Source organism: Lactiplantibacillus plajomi (assembly GCF_005405405.1).
In the GTDB taxonomy this organism is placed as follows: domain Bacteria; phylum Bacillota; class Bacilli; order Lactobacillales; family Lactobacillaceae; genus Lactiplantibacillus; species Lactiplantibacillus plajomi.
Genome location: NZ_BJDZ01000038.1, coordinates 1 through 21,277 on the forward strand (window position 1 = coordinate 1; position 21,277 = coordinate 21,277).

Sequence of the window (21,277 nt, forward strand, 5' to 3'; positions counted from 1 at the left end):
CAAGTCTCATTTAAAATCAAAATTACAAAAAAGAACCCAATTCGTAAATGAATTGGATTCTCAAATTAGTCCTCATCAACACCGGTTGACAAAGAGCCTTTAAAATTAATAAAGAAACCAATTCTGATTATGAACTGATTTCTTTAATTAATTATTCAGTTCTGATTCAACGTTTCGAGTTTGTGGTAACCGACGTTGTTGGCTGAAAAATTAAGCTTGGCTGCTGAACAACGCTGGTCAGTGAGTGCCCCGAAATGTTGATCAGCATCAACAGGATCACCGCAACGGCCACCACCGCCGTCAAAATACGATTGCCCCACGACATCGTTTCCGAAATAACACCGCTATAAAACTCTTTATGCACATCCCTGGCGACTTGCTGGTTATTCGGTTCCTCCGCTTGGCGCTGTTCGACAACTTGCTTTTCAAAATCGTCAATTTTAAACGCTTTTTGGCGTTCCTTAGCGTCATTTTGGTACTTTTTCTTATCCTTTTTAGGTAATGCTTTAAACCACTTAATGAACGCCCGGTATTCCTTCACAACTTCCTTAGTTGGACCAATCTGCTTCAAATCGCCGTACTGAATCCAAGCGACCCGGTCACACATCAATTCGATTTGTTTCAACGAGTGACTCACAAAGATAATTGTTTTCCCCGCGTCCTTAAATTCTTGAATCCGTTCGACACATTTCTGGTAAAAGGTATCGTCACCCACCGAAAGGGCTTCGTCAATGATCAGGATATCCGGATTAATGTGGACGGCAATTGAAAAGCCAAGCCGTGACTTCATCCCGGACGAGTAGCTCTTGACCGGCTGATAAACGAAGTCGCCGATGTCAGCAAAGGCGATGATGTCGTCCAACATATCGTCGATTTCCTTATTGGTCATCCCCATCATCAAGGCCTTCAGGCGAATATTTTCCAACCCGGTCAACTGTCCACGCAAACCGGAATTGATGGCAACGATCGACGTATCCCCGCGGACGTCAACGACCCCGGTAGTTTGGGGGATGACACCGGAGATAATATTGGAAAGCGTCGACTTACCAGAGCCGTTGACCCCAATTAACCCGAGCGTTTCACCAGGGGCTACCTCCAGCGAAATACCCTTTAACGCCCAAAATTCAGGAATTTCCTGATTGGATAACGAAAAGAACGCCTTTAATTGGTCAGAACGCGTTTTGAATAAATCAAACTCTTTGGTTACATTTTGAACCTTAATTTTATAATCAGTTGTCATCTGCATACTTCCTATAATTGTCTTTATTAATCGAACCGCACTATATGAACTATCTGCTATATGGTACTAGAGAAGTCAAAGAGCGTCAAGCTTGCCCATAGGAGCTTAATTTAAAATTAAATCGCTTGAAAACCAACCACTCCCGTTAACCAAAGTTTCACGAATTCCCGCATGAATGTTCGCATTCTAGTTAGTAATGAAATATACTAAAGTTGAGACCGAAATTGACTTAACGCCACCTTTGCGGGGTTTATCTCGTACCGTTCGCTGGAAGTTAAAACGGACCGTGCCAACGGTGGTCGACGTTACGGCGTCACGCAGCAGGACACCTACTCAAATTCGACGCGGAAAGGAGTTACCGTGCCACTTTCACGGGTCTATTAACGACCCGCCCGTTCGGCATGGTACTAAAGCAATGAAAATCATTGAACACCAAGCGGAGGGAATCAACTCCTACACCCTAGTCAACAACCATCACATGAACGTAACCATCATGGACTGGGGGGCGACCGTGACCGCTATCAAGACCCATGATAAGGATGGCAACTTTGCCAACGTCGTTTTGGGCTTTGATCACTATAAGGATTACATTACGCACCGGGCCTTTTTCGGGGCAACGATTGCCCGGGTCGCCGGCGTAATTAAAAATGCAAAGTGGCGCCACTACGAACTGACCCAGAACTTTGGCAAGCACCACCTGAACGGCGGTAACATGCCACAAATCGCTTTCGAACCGTGGTTTCTCGAACGAAAACTGCAAACCCGCGATCAGGTCGGGCTCGTCATGCAGTACATTACCCTGGACGGTGAAAACGGCTACCCGGGCACAATGACGATTACAGCTGAGTTCATTCTGGACAATAGCGGTAAGTTTACCATTACTTATACCGGTAAAAGTGATAAGCCAACCCTCTTCAACCCGACAAACCATACCTACTTTAATTTAAGTGGTGACGCGGTCGAGCCGATCGACCACGAGATTTTAAAAATCAACGCCGATGAATACGCCGCCCTCAATAAACACAACTTACCGACTGGTAAACTGCCCTGGGTCACCGATAGTCCCTTCGACTTCCGGGAGCCGACCACGATTGGCCCGCAGGTTGCTAAAATTAAGGGGGGCTTACGGCACGGCTTCGTGCTTAACAAAACGCCGCACCCGCAAGTAGAATTATTGGACCGGGTCAGCGGGCGTAAGGTTACCTTGCGGACGAACGCGCCGGCACTGGTCGTTTCTAGCGCAACTAATTACCGCGACGACCGCTACCGTTTGAACGGCGGCAAACCGATGCGGTCACAACTAGGGATTTCATTACAGCCACAGGTCTTGCCCGATGCCATTCACCACAAGGAATTCGGCAGCATTATCATTCCCGCGGACGTCCCGGTGACTTACCAGACGGCCTACCGCTTTTCCAATATCTACGATGTGTAGGATAAGAGTGGACTAAAAATAAAGTACCCTATAATCGTTAGACAAATAAGTCTAATCAAAAGCCGGCCTGCGAAAATTTAAAGATTTTCGCAGGCCGGTTTCTATTTTAGACGTCACAGCCTTACTTACGGACTTAACGGCCAAGTACCAGCTGCTCAATTGTAGCTAATACGCCAGCGTGGTCGTTATCGCACATCGTCACGTGTTGCGCCGCCGCCTGGATTTCTGGTTTGGCATTTTGCATGGCAAAACTGTGCCCCGCAAATCGCAGTAGCGGTACATCGTTAGCCCCGTCGCCAAAGGCCATAATCTCATCCGCCTGGATGCCACGATTTTCTGCTAATAGCTGGACGGCCGGTAATTTACCCACGTGGCGGTCAACGATATCCACCACCCCGTAGCCGCTATCATGAGCGCGCAAGTGACCAGCGAAGTAGCGGTTGATCTTTTCAACCAGCTTAGCTGCGGTACCCGGTAGCGCTGATACGCTAATCTTACTGATGGCGTCACGAACCGTTGCCAAATCATCGACTAACTGTAAGTTATCGTAAAACTGGCGCGCCATCGCCACTAACTTAGCCGGCGCCCCGCTTTCCGTGTACGACCCGTGCTGGCCAACCAGGATGACGTACGCGTCCTTAAACGGGGCCTGCTGGCGGTCGTGCCGTACGAACTGCTCACGCTGCGCGGTTGTCAAACTACCATCAAAAACTTGTTGGTTACCTTCAAAAATTGAAGCGCCGTTTTCCGCCACCATAATCAAGTTGTCCGCCAAGACATTTTTAAACAGCTGTTGTAAATGAGCGTACTGATTGCCCGAAGACAGCACCAGTGGAATATTGCGTTCCTTCAGGCCCGTTAAGACCCGTTTAAATCGTTGTTGATCAAAACTCTGGTCGGCACGCAGTAGCGTCCCGTTTAAATCGGTTGCAATTAGTTTAATCGCCACGCAAAATCGCTCCTCGTCATTAAAAATCGGGTCCTATCATGGACAATGCTTTCATTATAGTCTTTCAGACCCTAATCCACCAAAGAAAATTGCCGTCAAAATAAAAAGGTCCCCGTAAAGGACAAGGTTTCCTTTACGGGGGCCAATTCATGGGTAGTACCAAACAACTTCTTACTATTTAAACTTGGATTAAAGACCCTATTCGACCGTTACACTCTTCGCTAGGTTCCGTGGCTTGTCCACGTCCAACCCCTTGTTAAGGCTGGTGTAGTAAGCCAGTAATTGCCCAGGAACCACGCTCAGTAGGGCCGTCAAGCGTTCGTCTACGGCTGGTAAGACGATCGTATCACCGTCCTGAGCGAGGTTATTCGTCACGATCGTGATGGTTTTGGCACCACGGGCCGCAACTTCTTGTAAGTTAGAACGGGTCAAGGCCGCCGTATTCGCTTGGGTAATGATTCCAATCACCGGCGTATCCTTTTCAATCAAGGCAATCGTGCCGTGCTTTAATTCCCCAGAAGCAAACCCTTCAGCTTGCACGTAAGAGATTTCCTTCAGCTTCAACGCCGTTTCCAACGAAACCGCGTAGTCCAGGCCACGACCAATGTAGAACGCATTCGGCGTGTGTAACAAGTCGGCCTTGGCAATCGCATCGAAATCGTCCTTTTCATCCACAAGGGCTTGCATCCCATTGGCGACCAGTGCCAACTGCTGTTTAACATCAAAGTCCCGTGCAGCTGACTGGCCAACCGCTTCACCTAACGCTTTGGCTAAAATGGCTTCAAGCGCAATTTGCGCCGTGTACGCCTTAGTTGATGCCACCGCGATTTCAGGCCCCGCGTGCAACAACAAGGTGTAGGTCGCTTCCCGGGATAACGTCGAGTTAGGGACGTTGGTGATCGTTAAACTCGGGAATTTTTGTTCGTTCACGTTCAGTAACACTTCGCGACTATCAGCCGTTTCACCGGACTGGGTCAAGAAGATGAAGAACGGGTGCGCGGACAATAATGGTTGGTTATAAGCAAATTCTGACGAAACGTGGACTTCAGTCGGAACGTTGGCCAAAGATTCAAATAACTTCGCGCCAACTAACCCGGCGTGGTAACTGGTACCGGCCGCAACGATGTAGAGACGGTCGGCAGCTTTCAACGCGTCCAAGAGGTCCTGGTTAATGACCGGTTGGCCGTTATCGTTCAGGTAAACTTGCGATAGTTTCCGCATAACGTTCGGTTGTTCGTCGATTTCCTTCAGCATGTAGAATGGGTACGTCCCCTTATCCGCTTGTGCGGCATCGATGTCAACATGGAACGGCTTGCGTTCAACCGCGTCACCTTTTTGATCCATAATCTTAACTTCATCCGGTTTGACAACCACGATTTCGCCATCGTGAAGTTCCAAGAAGTCCTTGGTTTGATCCAACATCGCTAAGCTGTCAGAACAAACCACGTTAAAGCCTTGGCCCACACCGATCAACAACGGACTCTTATTCTTGGCCACGTATAACGTGTCAGGCGTCTGCTTGTCCATTAATAAGAAACCGTATGATGACCGTCCTAAAAGGCTCAACGTTTTACGGAAGGCATCCATGGTAGACATCTTTTCCTTAGTCACGAAGCGATCAACGAGCTGAACGATAACTTCGGTATCGGTTTGTGACTTAAAGGTCACGTCGCTCAAGTACTGATCCTTCAATGCTTGGAAGTTTTCGATCACACCGTTATGAACCAGGTAGAAACGCCCGTCGGCAGAAACTTGCGGGTGGGCGTTCGCCACGCTTGGTTCACCATGGGTTGCCCAACGCGTGTGGCCGATACCGGTCGAGCCGTGAACGTTGGCGCCGACTTCTTTACGTAAGTCGTCGATGCGGCCCTTTTCCTTAACTAAATAGTCGTGGCCATCCTGGTCATTAACGTAAATACCAGCTGAATCATAACCACGGTATTCTAGTTTTTCTAATCCGTTCAATAAAATCGATACTGCACTATCCTTACCGGTAACTCCAACAATTCCACACATAGATAATCTTCCTTTACTGTTTTGAATTGTTTCTAGCTGCGTGGTCAGATTATCTGTCACCAATTTCACAACTGGTTTTTGTACCCGACCTGTAGAGTGCAGTCCCTGACGTCACCCGTCGATTGTCGATAAACGTCATCCTCGTCAACTTTAAAATCTAAAGTCCTGGCGCTATTCCGATTAACCCAATTACAAATTGGTCTAAGCTATCCTCCCATCCTTATATTTCCTAGAAACAAATTAACTTTAACGTTTTGAGAGTTAAAAGTCAATAATCATTTATATTGGTATACCCGTTTGTTTAGATGACTACTAATCAAATCATTCTGGTTGCGCCTTTCAGCAATAGTTATGATTTTTATATGAATTTTCCACGAAAAAAGTCCGTTGCGGCCAAACCGACCGCAACGGACTACCTGAAAAATTTATTTAATTACGTTATTCAACCCCGACTTCGGTTTTAACGACGTCGACGATTCGGTCCACGTACGCCCCAACCAGTTCATCGGTCTTCGCTTCGGCCATGACCCGCAGTAAATCTTGGGTTCCGGAAGGTCGTACGAGTACCCGGCCTTCACCGGCCATCTCAGCTTCAACTTCGGCAATAACGGCTTTGATTTTCTCGTTATTCAGCGCTGCTTTCTTATCCTGAACCTTCACGTTCACCAGCTTTTGTGGGTAGCTGGTCACTTCGGCAGCTAATTCGGAGAGTTTCTTACCAGTCTCCTTCATCACGTGTAGCAACTGAATCCCGGTCAACATCCCGTCACCGGTCGTGTTGAAGTCTAAGAAGACGACGTGCCCCGACTGTTCACCACCGAGGTTATAACCATCCTTCAACATTTCTTCAACTACGTAGCGGTCGCCGACCTGGGTTTGTTGACTGTGTAACCCGGCCGCTTCCAACGCCTTGTATAGACCAAGGTTACTCATCACCGTGGTCACGACCGTATCCTTTTTCAACTTACCGCGTTCGCTGAGGAACTTCCCACAGATGTACATGATCTTGTCACCATCAATCACGTTCCCTAGTTCGTCGACCGCGATGCAACGATCGCCGTCGCCGTCGAAGGCCAAGCCGACTTGGGCGCCCTTATCCACGACAAACTTTGCTAAGGCGTCGGGATGGGTCGACCCGACCCCCTTATTGATGTTCAAACCGTCCGGGGAAGTCGCCATGGTGTCAAAATCGACGTTTAAATCGGCAAAAATTCGTGAAACCAAGTTACTGGTCGACCCGTTAGCGCCGTCCACGGCCAAATGAATACCACTTAAATCATCCGGAATCGTTTGTTCCAAGAATTGTGAATACTTCAAATTACCTTCTGGAAAATCAGCAACCGTTCCGAGCCCTTCGGCAGCTGGCCGTGGTAAGTCATCCGTTTCCTTTTCAAGTAAGGCTTCGATTTCCTCTTCTTTAGCGTCAGAAAGCTTAAAACCATCGCCACCAAAGAACTTGATTCCGTTATCCTCAACCGGATTATGCGAAGCTGAGATCATAACCCCGGCATCCGCGTCCTGAATCCGGACCAAATAAGCCACGCCGGGCGTCGTAATCACGCCTAAGCGCAACACTTCGATTCCAGCAGACAGCAACCCGGCAATCAAGGCTTCTTCTAACATTTGCCCGGAAATCCGGGTATCCCGGGCAACTAAGACCCGCGGCTGACTTTCCTTATTTTCGGCGTGTTCCGTTAAAACGTAACCGCCGGCGCGCCCTAACCGGAACGCCAATTCAGGGGTTAACCCGGAGTTAGCAATTCCCCGGACACCATCAGTACCAAAATATTTCATTTTTTACTTACCTCGTTTCAGATTGATCGTTACCTTTAACTGTAATCTTAACTTTAATCGACTTCGGACTAACGGCGGATAAACCGTCCTCACCGTCAATTGATAATTTGACCGATTTAGTCGTCGACGACTTAACGTCCGTTACGTCGACGTCGACTGGTAGCGACGAGATTTTTTCCAAGGCACTCTTTGTCCCGGTAACGGTAACCGACTTGGTGTCCGTTGAAAATGAATAACTCGTATCCGCCGTCGTTTTTCCACTCGCCTTTAAATCGACCGCAACGTCCTTAGTCGCCGTCGCTTGTGAAACCGGAATGTAGACCGACGTCGTTGACGGCGTTAGCACCACGTTCAACGTCTGACCGTTGGCATCCAGCGCTTCAATCATGGCCTGCTGGTTAACCGATTTACGCAGGTTTTTTTCGGTATTAACCACCGCAACAACCTTCGCAACCTTGCTAACTTCACTGACGGCCCCGGTCACCTTGACCGAAGACGTTCCCAAGCGAATTGAGCCGGCTTCATAGCCCGAAGCTAGGTTGGCCTTATTAAAGTCCGCTTTAACTTTATAAGTCGCGGTCCGACGCGGTTGAATATTCACGTGAATATATTTTTGGCTTAACTCGTAACTTAATTCTTTATTCAAACCATCGACCTGCACCTTTACACTGTGGCGGCCCGCCGACAGATTAGATAAGTTGGCATAAACCTTAAAGTTTTGCGTATTAGCCGTCGTCGTTACCAGGGCGGCCGGCCCCTCGATTTTAACCTTGATGTTTTCCGGGTAGCCGGTCACAAAGTACTTGGTGCTGTTAACGTTTAATTCCAACGGTGCGTTAATGGTTACCTTCCGGTTCGACGTTAAGGTCGTATTGGAAGTGCCGTTCGTTAAAGCACTTGAATTATGGGTCGATTTTAGTGAGTTAACGTAGGCAAACAGGACTAAGGCACAGATCAATGCCAGCAAGCGCATCGACCAAGCACTATCCATAAACTTTTTCATTTACGTGGCCCCCCTCCGAAGATTCGGGTAAACCAGCTTTGAATCGTGTTCTGCTTATTCTGGTCTTCCGGTGTTAACAATACCTGCCGGAAGTAGCGCAGATAATTTTCACGGGTCATGCCGCGCATCAATTCATTATCCTTGGTAATGGAGACTTCCCCAGTTTCCTCGGAAATGACGATGGTCAGCGCATCCGTTACTTCACTGATCCCCACGGCAGCCCGGTGACGAGTCCCCAGTTCTTTAGGAATCAGGTTACTTTCGGATAACGGTAAGTACGCCGCGGCCACCTTAATTTGATTATCCTGAATGATAACCGCTCCATCGTGCAACGGTGTATTGGGAATAAAAATATTGATTAACAATTCACCGGAAATATCCGCGTCCAGCGCAATCCCGGTTTCAATATAATCTTCCAATCCAGTATCCATCTTAATGGACATGAGCGCCCCGATTCGTCGCTTAGCCATGTACTGAATCGCCTTATCGAGCTCGGTGATCATCCGTTCCTCGTCCTCATTTTGACGTTTACCCCGCGTGAATATCGAGCCCCGTCCCAGGTGTTCGAGTCCCCGGCGAATTTCTGGTTGGAAAATGATGACCATCGCGATGACGGCCCAATTAATAATCTGATCCATAATCCACGAAACCGTGTCCAGGCCGATAAAGACACTCACGGCCTTTACCACGGCAATTACGACGATTCCCCGGAATAGTTGGACAGCCTTAGTTCCCCGCAACAAAACGATCAGTTCGTAAATCACGAACCAAACCGCTAGAATGTCAAGGAGCCGAACAAAGTTCTGCACTGTCAATAAAGCGCTCCAATTGAAGTTCATAGTCCTGCGATACAAAATACGGAAAAACCGCCACCCGTTCGTGCGGTGGTGCTTAGAAAGATTGTATCCTTCCTTTCTTAAAGTTTACGTTCGTTCGCTGGTGTCAGTCCCACCTGATTGGTGGATAAACCAGCCAACCCCAACACAACCACCGGCCGGACAGCGTCAACTGCCCCGTTGCTCACTTCCACATTGCCTTCCTGTGACCAACTCTTCCGGTGACCCACTCACAAAAAATCAGTTTGCCACGACTACCGAGCTTCCTCGACAGCGTGAAAACCATTTACTTTCACATTATAGCACGGCGACCAAAGTCCCGTAGTGCGAATTCCCATCTAAGTTGCCAATTTGAAAATATTTTGAATTAATATTAAGCTCACGCTTATTTAATATTGCTAAGGAAATATTTCTGTTAAAATTAGCAGTGAAAAGGTGGTGATCAAATGACCCGGATTCAACGGTGGCTGATTCGGTTCGTCTACTGGGGATTTATTGCATTTGCCGCGTTAGAACTCCACGGCTCGTTTCGCTTCCTACTACTTAACACGATTTTAGCGTACGTTCCAATCGAGCTGAGTTTTTGGCTGAACGCCCGCCGTTCAAACTGGACCTACTGGCTGATTGCGGTTATTTGGTTGCTGTTTTATCCCAACGCACCCTACCTCATGACCGACCTATTCCACTTAAGCCTGTTGGATCCGTACGGTATCAACGGTGCGTTGCGGTTTAACCTTGCCATGTGGCGCGACTTTGCCTACCTCGTCGGTCCGATGATGGTTTCCGTCCTCATTGGGACTTGGGGTGTCGATGCCGTTGCTAAGGAAAGTGTTCGCCGCAGCCATCTGACTAAGTGGCGCGGAAGCGTACCCGTAGTAAGCGTGGCACTATTTTTATTTGCTAGTATCGGCGTTTACGTCGGTCGTTTCTTACGGTTACATTCGATTTACCTTCTAATCACCCCCCAGTACATCGTTGATCAGTTACTCGGGATGTGGTCGGGAAAAATGCTGGCTTTCGTACTCATCATGTGGGGCTTGCAGTGTCTAATTTACGTCACTTGGCGTTTTACCCGCGGTACGAAAACGCAATAATCAACTTAAAAATTGCCCAATCAGCAAAAGGCGCTGGCTACCAGGAATTCCTGATAGCCAGCGCCTTTTGCTGATTAGTTCGCGAATTGGTCAGCCGCTTTACGACTTGTTGACCTTGGGATCCGTGTACTCCGCGTGGCCGCCACGTTTATCGTGGAGACCGCTAAACCCGCTAAAACCTAAATTAGTCGCCTTTTTCTCGGCATCGCTAATGTAACGCAACGTATCACTCGCACGTTGCTCCCCGTAAACCTGCATCCATTGATGGAAGCGCGCGTCAGAAGCCGCGGTGATTTCCTGCTCGACCTTAGCACCGGCCGGCGTTAACGATAAATACTTAATGCGGCGATCGTGAGCGTTCGTTGTTTGATCAATATACTTTAAATCTAGTAAAACGTTGATTTGGCGCGCAATCGCACTCCGAGAAACCCGCTGCGCGTTCGCAATCTTAACTAGTGTCAAGGGTTCCGAACTCGTCGCGATCATTCGCATCACCGTATACGCTTCGAACGTGATTTTATACGGTCGCGTTGGCACGGATACAAAGTCCCCAATGTACTTTAAGATATGCATATACGTTTCCACGAACTGTTCGTGGATCTCTGATTCAGTCATCCTACGTCCCCCCGCATTCTTATCCAGCGAACGGTTTCTTTCAAGTGGATTATTAATTATCAGGTCTAACCATTCACTGTTGATACTACCTAACTTCATTATAACCTAGAACTACTCCTTTACAACACAAAAAAATAATTAATCCTCGTCAACGTCGACATCGTTTAACATGACCAGGTTTTCTGAGTAGTTGATAAACTGGCGAAGCTTGGCAGCGGTCCGTAAACTGATCCGGCCACTTTCCAGTAAATGTTGAACCCCCGCACGTTCAGCCCCCAAACTTTTAATGCGTAGCGTTCTTAACTGTCGTTCATAATCGGCGCGCGGCAAACTGTGGTCCGCGCGGGCACTCTCAATACGGTTACGGTAATTGACGATCAAGTGGTACAGCGCTTGGCGGTCAAACTGTTGTTCATTAACGTCCGTGCGCTTCAAGTACTGTGATAACGCCTTAATGGCCGCCTTGGAGGCACTCCGCTGAATCTTCAACTGTTCAGCCCGCAACGCGTCACTATCGGCTGGCGCTAACCAGAGCCGCACCCCCTGCATTGCACGACTGAGAATCACCCGCAACGACCTAAGCGTTGGTAACCCGGCGTGGTGACTAGCTTGCTCAATGCGTTGCTCACGGCGGTCAATCCGTCGTAGATAAACCTGCGCGGCTAACTTGGTGGTTTCGTGGGCCGCGACCATTTCGTGGACGGCTTCCCGTTCCCCGTTCAGCGCAACCAACCGTAGCTGTAATTCATCCGTCAACATTGGTGCCAACTGGTCCGCAGTTTGTGACACCATCTCCAGCCGGCGAATTTGAAACTGTTGGTCGAGCATTAAGTCGTAGACCGCCCGTTGATTTTCTGGCCGACGCTGTTCCTCAATGCTACGCACCGCCAATTGTAAGATATAAATCCGGGCCCGTTCGTACGAAATCTGATCCCGGTTGGGGTCCAGCCCCGCCGCGTCCAGTTCGTCCGGTTCATCCGCTTCAGCAGCCAGCACCGTATCATCGCCATCGGGGCTCGAGCCCCGGGTCACGAACGGTAGTGATTTTGAAACCATTAACGGTAAGATTGCGGTCGCGGCAATTAAACTAACGATGATGACACCGGCCGCAATGAATAGTACGAGTGCACGTTCCGGAAAGGCGTCGCCGTTAGCAATTACCGTTGGAATCGTAAAGACCCCGGCCATCGTGATCGCACCACGCACCCCGGATAGTCCCGATAACGCGGCAATCCGTAAACTCGGCTTTTCTTTGCGGTGCAGTACCATGTAACCGTACGTCCAGGCCACCCGAATAAGCAGCAAGATGCCCCAAACGATTAGGACGTCAAAGATGGCGTGAAAGGTATTCGTATGGGCGCCTTGAATCGTCGCCTTAGTGGCTACCGGTAGTTCGATTCCTAAGATAAGAAAAACAATCCCGTTTAATAAGTAAACAATGACGTTCCAAACTTTTTCGGTCACTAAGCGTAATTCGGGGGCGTCTAAAATCTCATGTGAGTTTTGAATGTGTTCGAGGACCCCGGCCGCTACAACGGCCACTACGCCAGACGCGTGGAACCATTCTTCAGCGATAAAGTAAATCGCAAACGGCGTCATGATTTGAAGCACCACGTTGAACACGGTGTCGTTGATGCCCTCACGCCGCAGCAGATCGCGAATCAGTTGGATCACGGTAATCAGCGCTAGCCCAACGGCTAACCCGACCAAACTAATGTAGAAGAAGTCACCGATGGCCCGGCTCAAAACAAAGCTCCCGGTAACGGCGGCCGCTAAGGCGTACTTAAAACCAATCAGCCCACTGGCATCGTTAATCAGACTTTCGCCGCTGACCAGGTGTAAGATTTCTTGCGGTAGTTCGACCCCTTCCGAAATTGACTGCACCGCGACCGGGTCAGTCGGTGATAGGATGGCCGCCAGCGCAATGCTGACTGCCATTGGAATCGTTGGTATTAAAATGTGGATTAAAAATCCACCTAAAATCGTGGTGACGAATACTAAGATAATGGCATTACCAAAGATCGCCCCCCGTAGTTCCCATAATTCTTGTTTTGGAAATTGGCGGCCGTCGTTGTACAGCATCGGTGCAATGAAGACTAGCATAAACCAGTCCGTTTGCAGTTTAACCTGAACGTTTAATAATAAAGCCACTCCCAGACCGAGCCCGACTTGAATCAAACTGACCGGGATTGCGACTAGGTAGTGGCTTAAAACGTTCGACAGCAGCACAAGACATGCCAATAAAATGATCAGTTCAATGATCGGCACGTGGTTGCCCCCTTCGTATAGTTGCGTAAGTGTTATGCGTCAACGTCATCGCCGATAATCCGGACTTCGGTTTGGAGATGAACGCCGAACTTCTCAAAGACAATTTTTTGGATGTAGTGAATCATATTCATATAATCCGTGGCAGTTGCGTGATCCACATTAATAATAAACCCTGCGTGCTTTTTCGACACCTCAGCGCCCCCGATACGGTGACCCTGCAAGCCGGCGTCGTGAATCAGCTTACCGGTAAAGTGCCCCTTTGGTCGCTTAAAGACGCTCCCGCAAGACGGCCATTCCAACGGTTGCTTGGACGCCCGTAACGCGTTTAGTTCATCCATTCGCGCCTGAATCTTGGTTTGGTCGCCGGGTTGCAACGTAAAGGTTGCGGTCACGACCGTATCGTGGTAATCCTGAACGGTACTGTGCCGGTAACCAAAGTCAAGGTCGGCGTTGGTCAGCGTTTTTAGTTGGCCGGCCGCAGTCAGTACCGTCACCGATTCAACGACCGTACTAATCTCACCGTCGTAGGCGCCGGCATTCATAAAGATGGCCCCACCGACACTACCGGGGATTCCGGCAGCAAATTCCAAGCCGGTCAGGCTGCCGGCACAGGCCGCCTTAGTGGCATCGATTAGGGCAGCACCAGCTTCGGCCGTAACCTGATTACCCGTCACGTGAATTTGGTTCATCCGCGTTAAAATAATGGTTAACCCGCGAATCCCGCCGTCCTTAACGATCAGATTACTGGCATTACCAATCACCGTTACCGGCAACTGCACGTCATCGGCATACTGGATCAACGCCTTCGCCTCGTCAATCGACTTCGGAAAGGCGACGTAATCAGCGGGACCCCCGGTTTTGGTATGGGTATAGTGACTTAAAGATTCATTTTTTTTAATTTCAATGGCTGGAAAAGTGGCCAAGACATCCTGAGTCATGGTGGAAGTTCCTTTCGTGTTTCAATTTAACGGTTAAGCACTGGTCTAGGTCGGCATGGCAGGCGCCGTGCAAACTAGACCGCTTTACTAGTTTATCACTTTTGAATCGCTTAATAAATGGCGGCAAACCGCGTGGCTGGTAATTGCGGACGCCGGTGTGACCGGATTTTGACCGTGCGTCGCGACGGCGGTCAGAAAGGCCCGAATCAGGGGTGCAAACCCACGTTTTTCAAGCGTCGGTGTCCAGTCCGGAAAGCCGCTCGTCGTCGTGGCCGCCGTAGCGTAGCGGGTGATCGTGCTTAAATCATTGACGGTCGCCCGTTGCGCAGTGGTCTGCACCGTTGCCTGTTCAAGGTTGACCCCACCCGTCATGTTGACCACGACCTGTAACTGTTCGTGGTCTGTGCTGGCACTAAAATAGCCCTGGCCTAGCGTCCCACTAGGCGTTAAGACGAGCCGGCCGCTAGTTGTCGCTAACGGCTCGTCTAATAAGAACAAGCCGGTATCGATCACGTGGATCATCAAATCAAAGACGGCCGTTTCCGGATCCTGCTGGGTAGCTTCACGAATTTTTTCAACCGTCAGGCTACGCTTATCCGGTAATGCTTTTAATTGCTGATTCAACGGGGCAAAATGGCGGTTAAACCCGCACGTCAATAATAAGTGGCGCGCGGCGGCTAGGTCGTAAAGCGCCTGGACCTCGTTTAAGTCGGTCGCCACCGGTTTGTCCACGTAGACGTTAATGTCGTGTTCCAACAACTCGCGAATGATGGCCGCGTGGGTACTCGTCGGGGTATGTACAAAAACGGCGGCCGGTTTAACGGCCAACAATTCTTCGAGTGACGCGTGCACGTGGGCAAACTGATAACGGGCCGCTAAGAATGCCCGTTTCTGCGGGTTGCGGGTCGCTAAGTGAAACTCATACTGATCCTGCATGCCCGCAATGACGGGTAAATAAGCTTTCTGGGCAATGTTGCCTAAACCAATGACCCCAATTTTTAACATCGTAAATCCTCCATTATCACTTTCAAAGTGCGGTACAATAGCTCTATGATGCTGCCGACCGCGGTGGCCAATTATCTCAAAGGAGCTGAACCACTTTTGAAATTAATTTCTTGGAACGTTAACGGTCTTCGGGCCGCCGTCAAACACGGCTTTATGGACACCTTTAACCGCCTCGACGTGGACTTTTTCTGCGTTCAGGAAACCAAACTTCAGGCCGGTCAGATCGACCTCGACCTCCCCGGTTACCACCAATATTGGAACTACGCCGAGCGTAAGGGCTACTCCGGTACGGCCATTTTTACCAAACGCAAGCCGCTAAACGTCACTTACGGCATTGGCGTCCCCGAACATGATACCGAGGGCCGCGTCATTACCCTCGAATACCCGGACTACTACGTCCTAACTTGTTACACCCCGAACTCCGGTGGTGAACTGAAGCGCTTGGACTACCGGCAAGACTGGGAAGACGCCTTTTTGACTTACATTAAGCAACTGGACGCTGACAAGCCGCTCATTTTTTGTGGCGACCTCAACGTCGCCCATGAAAATATCGATTTGAAAAACTGGCGCAGTAATCACCATAGCGCCGGCTTTACCGATGAAGAACGCGGCAAGTTCGACCGGTTACTTGCCAACGGCTTCACCGACACCTTCCGCCATTTTTATCCGGATCAGACTGAAATCTACTCGTGGTGGAGCTACCGGTTCCACGCCCGCGATAATAATTCCGGCTGGCGGATCGATTACTTCATCACGTCACAGCGCCTAACCGTCCGGCTACTGAACGCGCGAATCTTGAACGACGTGTACGGATCGGACCACTGTCCGGTCGAGCTGGACGTCTTACTGTAAGGCGAACGCCTAACTTGAAAAAAGCGCTGGGACTTAGTACGATTAAGACAATTCTTTAGAAACGGTGGTGACACCCTTGAACTTTGTCGCAATGGACTTTGAAACGGCTAGTGCCAAACGGGACAGTGCCTGTTCGTTAGCCCTCACAATCGTTCGCAATGATCAGGTGGTCGACGAGTTTTACACGTTGATCAAACCCGAAACCGACTTTTTCTGGCGCAACGTCCAAATTCACGGTATTCATGCCGCTGACGTAGCCGACGCACCGAAGTTCCCGGAGGTGTGGCAACACATCGCCCCGTTCTTCCAGCGCGATCGGCTCGTCATCGCGCATAACGCCCCTTTTGATACCGGGGTACTCCGGCAAACGTTGGCCCACTACGGTATCGGGGCGCCCGAATACCTGTCGATGGACACCGTTAAAACGAGCAAACAATTTTTCCCAGAACTCCCGAATCACCGTCTCGACACCATGTGCCGGGCGCTCGACATCGAGCTTCAACACCATCACAACGCGCTAGACGACAGTCTTGCGTGTGCAAATATCTTGTTAGCCGAAGCCCAGCAATTCGGGCAAACCGCACTCAAAAAGTTTGTGCGGGTCCAAGGTTAACGACGCCTTCTAAAACGGGCGGCGACCGCGCTACTGCCGGTCAGCCGGCCGTTTTTTTAACGTCTAACATCATGTCAACAGCCGCCACCGACTGACCACTGGGATCGACGACCTGGTAGGTATGCGCACCCGTTTGTTGAAAGCCACAGTGCCGGTATAGCGCAACCGCCCGCTGATTACGCAGCTGCACGGTTAGCACCAGCTCACGCAGGGTGCTGTAATCCAACGCCCAGGTGATGACGTCTTCAACCAGCGCGGTGCCCAGGCCCATCCCCCAGTAATCCTTTAAAACGGCGACCCCGATTTCACCACGGGTGGCCGCAATCGTTTCGCCGGCTTGAACGGTGGCAACCCCGATCAGTTGGCGACCGAGCGCCGCCACTAAGATGGTGTTAGTCGTTGTCCGCGTTAACTGCTCAATTTGGGCCGACTCTTCCTGTTCACTGAGTTCACCTAAGCCCTCGTCGACCGTAAACGTGTTGGATTCAGTCGCAAGTTGCTTCACCAATTTTAACAAGGCCCCGGCATCCGCCGGTTCAGCCGGTCGAATGCTAACCACATCTTCTGCCATGGGCGTTCACCCCTCCAATTGCGCCACCAACTGCTGATAACGGGCTCCCTTAGGTGTCAGCGTAATGGTTCGTTGATCATCGTCCGTCCCACTGCGGCTCAACCCAATTCGTAGGTAGTCGCTGGGTAAAATGTCGGCAATAAATTGTGACCATTCGACCACGCTGACGCCATCGCCATCAAAGTACTCTTCCAACCCTAGATCCTCGGCACCACCGTCTTCCAGCCGGTAAACATCCATGTGGTAAAGCGGTAGGCGGCCCTGTTGGTATTCCCGAATCAGGGTAAAGGTCGGACTCTTAACGTTACGGTCGATTCCTAAGCCGGCCGCCAACCCTTTGGTAAAAGTCGTCTTCCCCGCACCGAGATCACCATCTAATAAAATTAAGTCACCCGGTTGAACTAACTTTGCGAGTTGTTGCCCTAATTGCATCGTTTCTGCCGGAGACGTCACCGTCATTGACTGCATTACCATTCACTCCTCATTTTCTTCAACTACGTTTCATTATATAAAAAAAACGGGTACAACTTCAAAGTACAAGCCTTGAAGTGACCCGTTTTAACGCTTCCTTACTTAATCAACTATGCTAAACCCTGAGCAGCCGTGATAATGGCTACCTTGTAAACATCGTCTTCACTGCAACCGCGGGACAAATCGGAAACCGGTTTGTTTAAGCCTTGCAAGATTGGACCAACCGCTTCAAAACCACCAAAGCGTTGGGCAATCTTATAACCGATGTTCCCGGCTTGTAATTCTGGGAAGACAAAGACGTTCGCGTGACCAGCAACTGCTGAACCCGGCGCCTTTTGCAAACCAACCTTTTCAACGAAGGCGGCGTCAAATTGTAATTCACCGTCAATTGCAACGTCCGGTGCAGCTGCTTGAGCTTTCGCCGTGGCTTCCTGAACCTTGGTCACCATGTCGCCCTTGGCAGAGCCCTTCGTTGAAAAGCTCAACATCGCAACTTTTGGTTCGATATCGAAGACTTTCGCGGTGTGGGCACTCTGGGTCGCAATTTCAGCCAACGTATCGGCATCCGGATCAATATTGATCGCACAATCGGCAAAGACGTAGCGTTCTTCGCCCTTTTGCATAATGAATGCCCCGGAAATCCGGTGCGAACCCGGCTTGGTCTTAATAATTTGAAGCGCCGGGCGAACCGTGTCACCAGTCGCGTAAACGGCACCGGATACCATGCCGTCCGCCTTGCCCATGTAGACTAACATCGTACCGAAGTAGTTTTCATCCTTCAGCATTTCAGCAGCTTGATCCGGCGTATTCTTGCCCTTCCGGCGGTCGACTAACGCGTCCAGCATGGCTTTCTTATCGGTTTCAGGGTAAGTTGCGGGGGCTAAAATCTGCACACCCGTCAGGTCGGCACCGAGGTCTTTGGCCACGGCTTGAACTTTATCGGTTGCACCGATCACGATCGGTGTTACGAGACCGTCCTTAGCTAACCGGGCTGCCGCACCAACGATGCGGGGTTCCGTTCCTTCGGGAAAAACAATGGTTTGGTGCTGACCAGTAATTTTTTGTGCAAGTGATTCAAATAAATCCATAAGATGACCCTCCAATAAAAATTTATTTAGCTAAACTGACGTGTTCCGGAAGTTGCCAATTAATGGGCTGTTCACCAAACGATTCCAACGCAATGTTGGTCTTTGAAAATGGTTTGGATCCAAAGAATCCACGGTAAGCAGACAGCGGACTTGGATGCGGGGCTTGGAGTACCACGTTCGTGTCGGTATTGATCAGCTTGACCTTTGAACGGGCGGCTTTGCCCCACAAAATGAAGACGACCGGCGTTGGCCGTTCCGATAACTGGTGAATGGCATAATCAGTCAACCGTTCCCAACCCTTGCCGGCGTGTGAAAACGCCACGCCGTTTTGAACGGTCAGCACGGAGTTCAATAAGAGCACCCCCTGCTTTGCCCAACTTTCCAAATAACCATGGTTGACCGGTTTACAACCAACGTCATCCTGCAATTCCTTATAAATATTAACGAGTGAAGGCGGTACCGGGACACCGGGCTGCACGGAAAAACTTAATCCGTGGGCCTGATTGGGACCGTGGTACGGGTCCTGCCCTAAAATGACGACCTTAGTATCGGCAAACGGCGTCCATTCAAAGGCTTGAAAAATATGGTACATATCCGGATGAATATTTTCAGTCCGGTAGGCTTCCTTCAAAAAGCTATGCAACTGCTGGTAGTACGGTTGTTCAAATTGGGGTTTTAAAACCTCCCACCAATCCGTGTGAATAAACGCTTTCATCCTTAACACCTCAACAATATTGTAGCATACTGAAAACCCGTAATGATAATAATTCTGAAATCACTCCTAAACATGTTAAAATGGTTTTATTAAGACTACTAAGGATGTGACAACATGATTTCGATTATCGCTTCTGACATGGATGGCACGTTGCTCAACAACGAAATGACCGTCTCCGATTTTAACGCGGACGCCATCCGTCAAGCGCAGCAGCAGGGAGTCCACTTTATCGTTTCAACTGGGCGCCGCTACTCCGAAGCGCAGCCATTAATCGCCGCTCACGGAATCACCGCACCATTAATTACGTTAAACGGGGCGGAAGTTTACGACGCTTCCGGTAAAATGCTCGACATGGTTCCGATTACGAAAACCGTCTCACGGGCCATTTTTCATACCCTGATCTCGAAGGGCTACTACTTCGAAGTTGTGGGCAGCGATGGGATCTATTCTAACAGTAAGGCCAAGCGAATCGACCAAATTGCCCACCTGCTAACCAATCTAAACCCGAACACGACGTTTAAGATTGCGGTCACGCTAGCTTCGGCCCGCTTAGAGCTGATGAATATTAATTACGTGGATAATTACGATACGTTACTTAACGATCCAAAGAAACACATCATGAAAATCATTGCGTTCAGTGAAGCAGGTCCGTCCGAACTGAAACCACTCAGTGACGACCTGCTCGCAAAGCATTCGTCCATTAAAATCACATCGTCGTCACGCTCGAATATCGAAATTAACAACGTGAACGCCCAAAAAGGTATCGCCGTTGAACGTTACGCGAACATGTTAAATACACCAATGAGTGACGTGATGGCGATTGGTGACAATAACAACGACGTTTCAATGTTGAAGCTGGCCGGCGTTAGTTACGCCATGGGTAACGCGTCACCAGAAGTTAAGCAGTTAGCGAACCACGTGACCGATACCAACGTTAACGATGGCGTCGGCAAGGCCATCCTAGAAGTACTCGCTAAGCAGTAGTCACCGGGAAACGGGGGTTGAAAATGCGGCAACTATATTTCAGCCGGAATAGCTTCGCCAAGGGGGCCCGGGTCGTTCGCGACGCGCATAACCAGTCACATTACTTACTCGTTGGTCGTTGGGGACGGCGCCAAGACGCCCTTAGTCTCTACGCCATTCAGGGGGAATTGCTCGCCGAGGTTCGGCAAACGTCACTAGGACTGTTGCCCAAGTTCGACCTGTACTATAACCGGCAAAACGTGGGATCTATCAGTAAAACACTGGGCTTTTGGCACGAAATGATTTACGTTCGCAAATTACGCTGGATTATCATGGGCAGCCTAACCGCCGAAGCCTACCGGGTCTACCACGGCACCGATTTGGTGATGACCATGCGGCCGGTCGTCACGACTAATGGCGAGGCTTTCGAACTCGCTATTTCTGATCAAGCGACCGAACCAATCTGCCTCTGTATCGCGGCCGTCTTGGACCACTGGCAAAAGCCAACTAATCAGCAGCGCACTAAGGTGCCCGGCAAGGGACTTCAAATCAATTTTGGTGAAAGCAACTATACGTTAGAACACAAAGCACGGGCGTCACAGTAACCCGCCTAGCTGCAATTGCAAACATACTAAGATTAGCTCTGTAAAACCAAACCGGTTTTACAGAGCTTTTTGAATTACAGTGGAATATGTGGAGCTAAAGATCGAACATGCCCTTTGGACTTCAAGTCCGTATTACAAACCGATCACCGCCATTATTCTTAGTAATTCAGGTTTAAGTATGTTGGTCTTCGAGACCGTGTTTAGGA

The 21,277-nt window shown here is 49.7% G+C and carries 20 protein-coding genes; 6 read left to right on the forward strand and 14 right to left on the reverse strand.

Annotated elements, in window-relative coordinates; genetic code table 11:
- Positions 1-166 precede the first annotated feature (166 nt).
- Positions 167-1,240, reverse strand: coding sequence for an ABC transporter ATP-binding protein (locus FFM82_RS12345; protein WP_137646115.1), 1,074 nt, complete (start codon positions 1,238-1,240; stop codon positions 167-169).
- A 415-nt stretch (positions 1,241-1,655) separates the two neighbouring features.
- On the opposite strand from FFM82_RS12345, the gene FFM82_RS12350 reads away from it, so the two are divergent.
- The gene (locus FFM82_RS12350; RefSeq protein ID WP_137646116.1) at positions 1,656-2,675 is read left to right on the forward strand and encodes an aldose epimerase family protein; all 1,020 of its coding nucleotides are present in this window, start codon (positions 1,656-1,658) and stop codon (positions 2,673-2,675) included.
- A 133-nt stretch (positions 2,676-2,808) separates the two neighbouring features.
- On the opposite strand, the gene FFM82_RS12355 is transcribed toward FFM82_RS12350, so the two are convergent.
- From FFM82_RS12355 to cdaA, 5 genes are all read right to left on the reverse strand, one after another.
- Positions 2,809-3,624 (reverse strand): Cof-type HAD-IIB family hydrolase, encoded by an 816-nt coding sequence (locus FFM82_RS12355; RefSeq protein ID WP_137646117.1) that lies wholly within the window; start codon positions 3,622-3,624, stop codon positions 2,809-2,811.
- A 198-nt stretch (positions 3,625-3,822) separates the two neighbouring features.
- Positions 3,823-5,640: a glutamine--fructose-6-phosphate transaminase (isomerizing) gene (gene glmS / locus FFM82_RS12360; RefSeq protein ID WP_137646118.1), complete on the reverse strand. Its 1,818-nt coding sequence runs from the start codon at positions 5,638-5,640 to the stop codon at positions 3,823-3,825.
- A 438-nt stretch (positions 5,641-6,078) separates the two neighbouring features.
- Positions 6,079-7,434 (reverse strand): phosphoglucosamine mutase, encoded by a 1,356-nt coding sequence (gene glmM / locus FFM82_RS12365; protein ID WP_137646119.1) that lies wholly within the window; start codon positions 7,432-7,434, stop codon positions 6,079-6,081.
- A 7-nt stretch (positions 7,435-7,441) separates the two neighbouring features.
- Positions 7,442-8,437 (reverse strand): CdaR family protein, encoded by a 996-nt coding sequence (locus FFM82_RS12370; protein ID WP_137646120.1) that lies wholly within the window; start codon positions 8,435-8,437, stop codon positions 7,442-7,444.
- Complete coding sequence (cdaA, locus tag FFM82_RS12375) at positions 8,434-9,276, reverse strand: diadenylate cyclase CdaA (RefSeq protein WP_137646121.1); 843 nt, start codon at positions 9,274-9,276, stop codon at positions 8,434-8,436. Before cdaA ends, FFM82_RS12370 begins: the two co-directional genes overlap by 4 nt.
- Before the next feature lie 443 nt (positions 9,277-9,719).
- Here cdaA and FFM82_RS12380 point away from each other — a divergent pair, with 443 nt between their 5' ends.
- Positions 9,720-10,367 carry a DUF1361 domain-containing protein gene (locus FFM82_RS12380; protein ID WP_137646122.1) on the forward strand — a complete coding sequence of 216 codons (648 nt, stop codon included), beginning with the start codon at positions 9,720-9,722 and terminating at the stop codon, positions 10,365-10,367.
- A 99-nt stretch (positions 10,368-10,466) separates the two neighbouring features.
- On the opposite strand, the gene FFM82_RS12385 is transcribed toward FFM82_RS12380, so the two are convergent.
- The 4 genes from FFM82_RS12385 to FFM82_RS12400 all read right to left on the reverse strand — a co-directional run bounded on the left by FFM82_RS12385 (position 10,467) and on the right by FFM82_RS12400 (position 15,193).
- Positions 10,467-10,982, reverse strand: coding sequence for a MarR family winged helix-turn-helix transcriptional regulator (locus tag FFM82_RS12385; RefSeq protein ID WP_137646123.1), 516 nt, complete (start codon positions 10,980-10,982; stop codon positions 10,467-10,469).
- A gap of 138 nt (positions 10,983-11,120) precedes the next feature.
- Complete coding sequence (locus FFM82_RS12390) at positions 11,121-13,250, reverse strand: cation:proton antiporter (RefSeq protein WP_137646124.1); 2,130 nt, start codon at positions 13,248-13,250, stop codon at positions 11,121-11,123.
- A gap of 32 nt (positions 13,251-13,282) precedes the next feature.
- Positions 13,283-14,188 (reverse strand): UDP-N-acetylmuramate dehydrogenase, encoded by a 906-nt coding sequence (murB, locus tag FFM82_RS12395; protein WP_137646125.1) that lies wholly within the window; start codon positions 14,186-14,188, stop codon positions 13,283-13,285.
- 87 nt (positions 14,189-14,275) lie between these two features.
- Positions 14,276-15,193, reverse strand: a complete 918-nt coding sequence (locus FFM82_RS12400) for a Gfo/Idh/MocA family protein (RefSeq protein WP_137646126.1) — start codon at positions 15,191-15,193, stop codon at positions 14,276-14,278.
- A gap of 96 nt (positions 15,194-15,289) precedes the next feature.
- Between FFM82_RS12400 and FFM82_RS12405 the strand changes: the two genes are divergently transcribed.
- Together FFM82_RS12405 and FFM82_RS12410 are read left to right on the forward strand one after the other, a co-directional pair.
- Entirely contained in the window at positions 15,290-16,045 is a 756-nt protein-coding gene (locus FFM82_RS12405) for an exodeoxyribonuclease III (protein WP_137646127.1), read from the forward strand.
- Between the two features lie 76 nt (positions 16,046-16,121).
- On the forward strand, positions 16,122-16,658 hold the full coding sequence (locus FFM82_RS12410; RefSeq protein ID WP_137646128.1) for a 3'-5' exonuclease: 537 nt from the start codon (positions 16,122-16,124) through the stop codon (positions 16,656-16,658).
- Between the two features lie 40 nt (positions 16,659-16,698).
- Here FFM82_RS12410 and FFM82_RS12415 read toward each other — a convergent pair whose 3' ends face one another.
- The 4 genes from FFM82_RS12415 to FFM82_RS12430 form a co-directional block, all read right to left on the reverse strand.
- Positions 16,699-17,229 (reverse strand): GNAT family N-acetyltransferase, encoded by a 531-nt coding sequence (locus tag FFM82_RS12415; RefSeq protein WP_137646129.1) that lies wholly within the window; start codon positions 17,227-17,229, stop codon positions 16,699-16,701.
- Positions 17,230-17,235: 6 nt separating this feature from the next.
- Positions 17,236-17,697 carry a tRNA (adenosine(37)-N6)-threonylcarbamoyltransferase complex ATPase subunit type 1 TsaE gene (tsaE, locus tag FFM82_RS12420; protein ID WP_137646130.1) on the reverse strand — a complete coding sequence of 154 codons (462 nt, stop codon included), beginning with the start codon at positions 17,695-17,697 and terminating at the stop codon, positions 17,236-17,238.
- A 113-nt stretch (positions 17,698-17,810) separates the two neighbouring features.
- The gene (gene pta / locus FFM82_RS12425) at positions 17,811-18,788 is read right to left on the reverse strand and encodes a phosphate acetyltransferase (protein WP_137646131.1); all 978 of its coding nucleotides are present in this window, start codon (positions 18,786-18,788) and stop codon (positions 17,811-17,813) included.
- Between the two features lie 22 nt (positions 18,789-18,810).
- Entirely contained in the window at positions 18,811-19,503 is a 693-nt protein-coding gene (locus FFM82_RS12430; RefSeq protein WP_137646132.1) for a uracil-DNA glycosylase, read from the reverse strand.
- 114 nt (positions 19,504-19,617) lie between these two features.
- On the opposite strand from FFM82_RS12430, the gene FFM82_RS12435 reads away from it, so the two are divergent.
- Together FFM82_RS12435 and FFM82_RS12440 are read left to right on the forward strand one after the other, a co-directional pair.
- Positions 19,618-20,487 (forward strand): Cof-type HAD-IIB family hydrolase, encoded by an 870-nt coding sequence (locus tag FFM82_RS12435; protein ID WP_137646133.1) that lies wholly within the window; start codon positions 19,618-19,620, stop codon positions 20,485-20,487.
- A 23-nt stretch (positions 20,488-20,510) separates the two neighbouring features.
- Positions 20,511-21,071 carry an LURP-one-related/scramblase family protein gene (locus FFM82_RS12440; RefSeq protein WP_137646134.1) on the forward strand — a complete coding sequence of 187 codons (561 nt, stop codon included), beginning with the start codon at positions 20,511-20,513 and terminating at the stop codon, positions 21,069-21,071.
- The last annotated feature ends 206 nt before the right edge of the window (positions 21,072-21,277 follow it).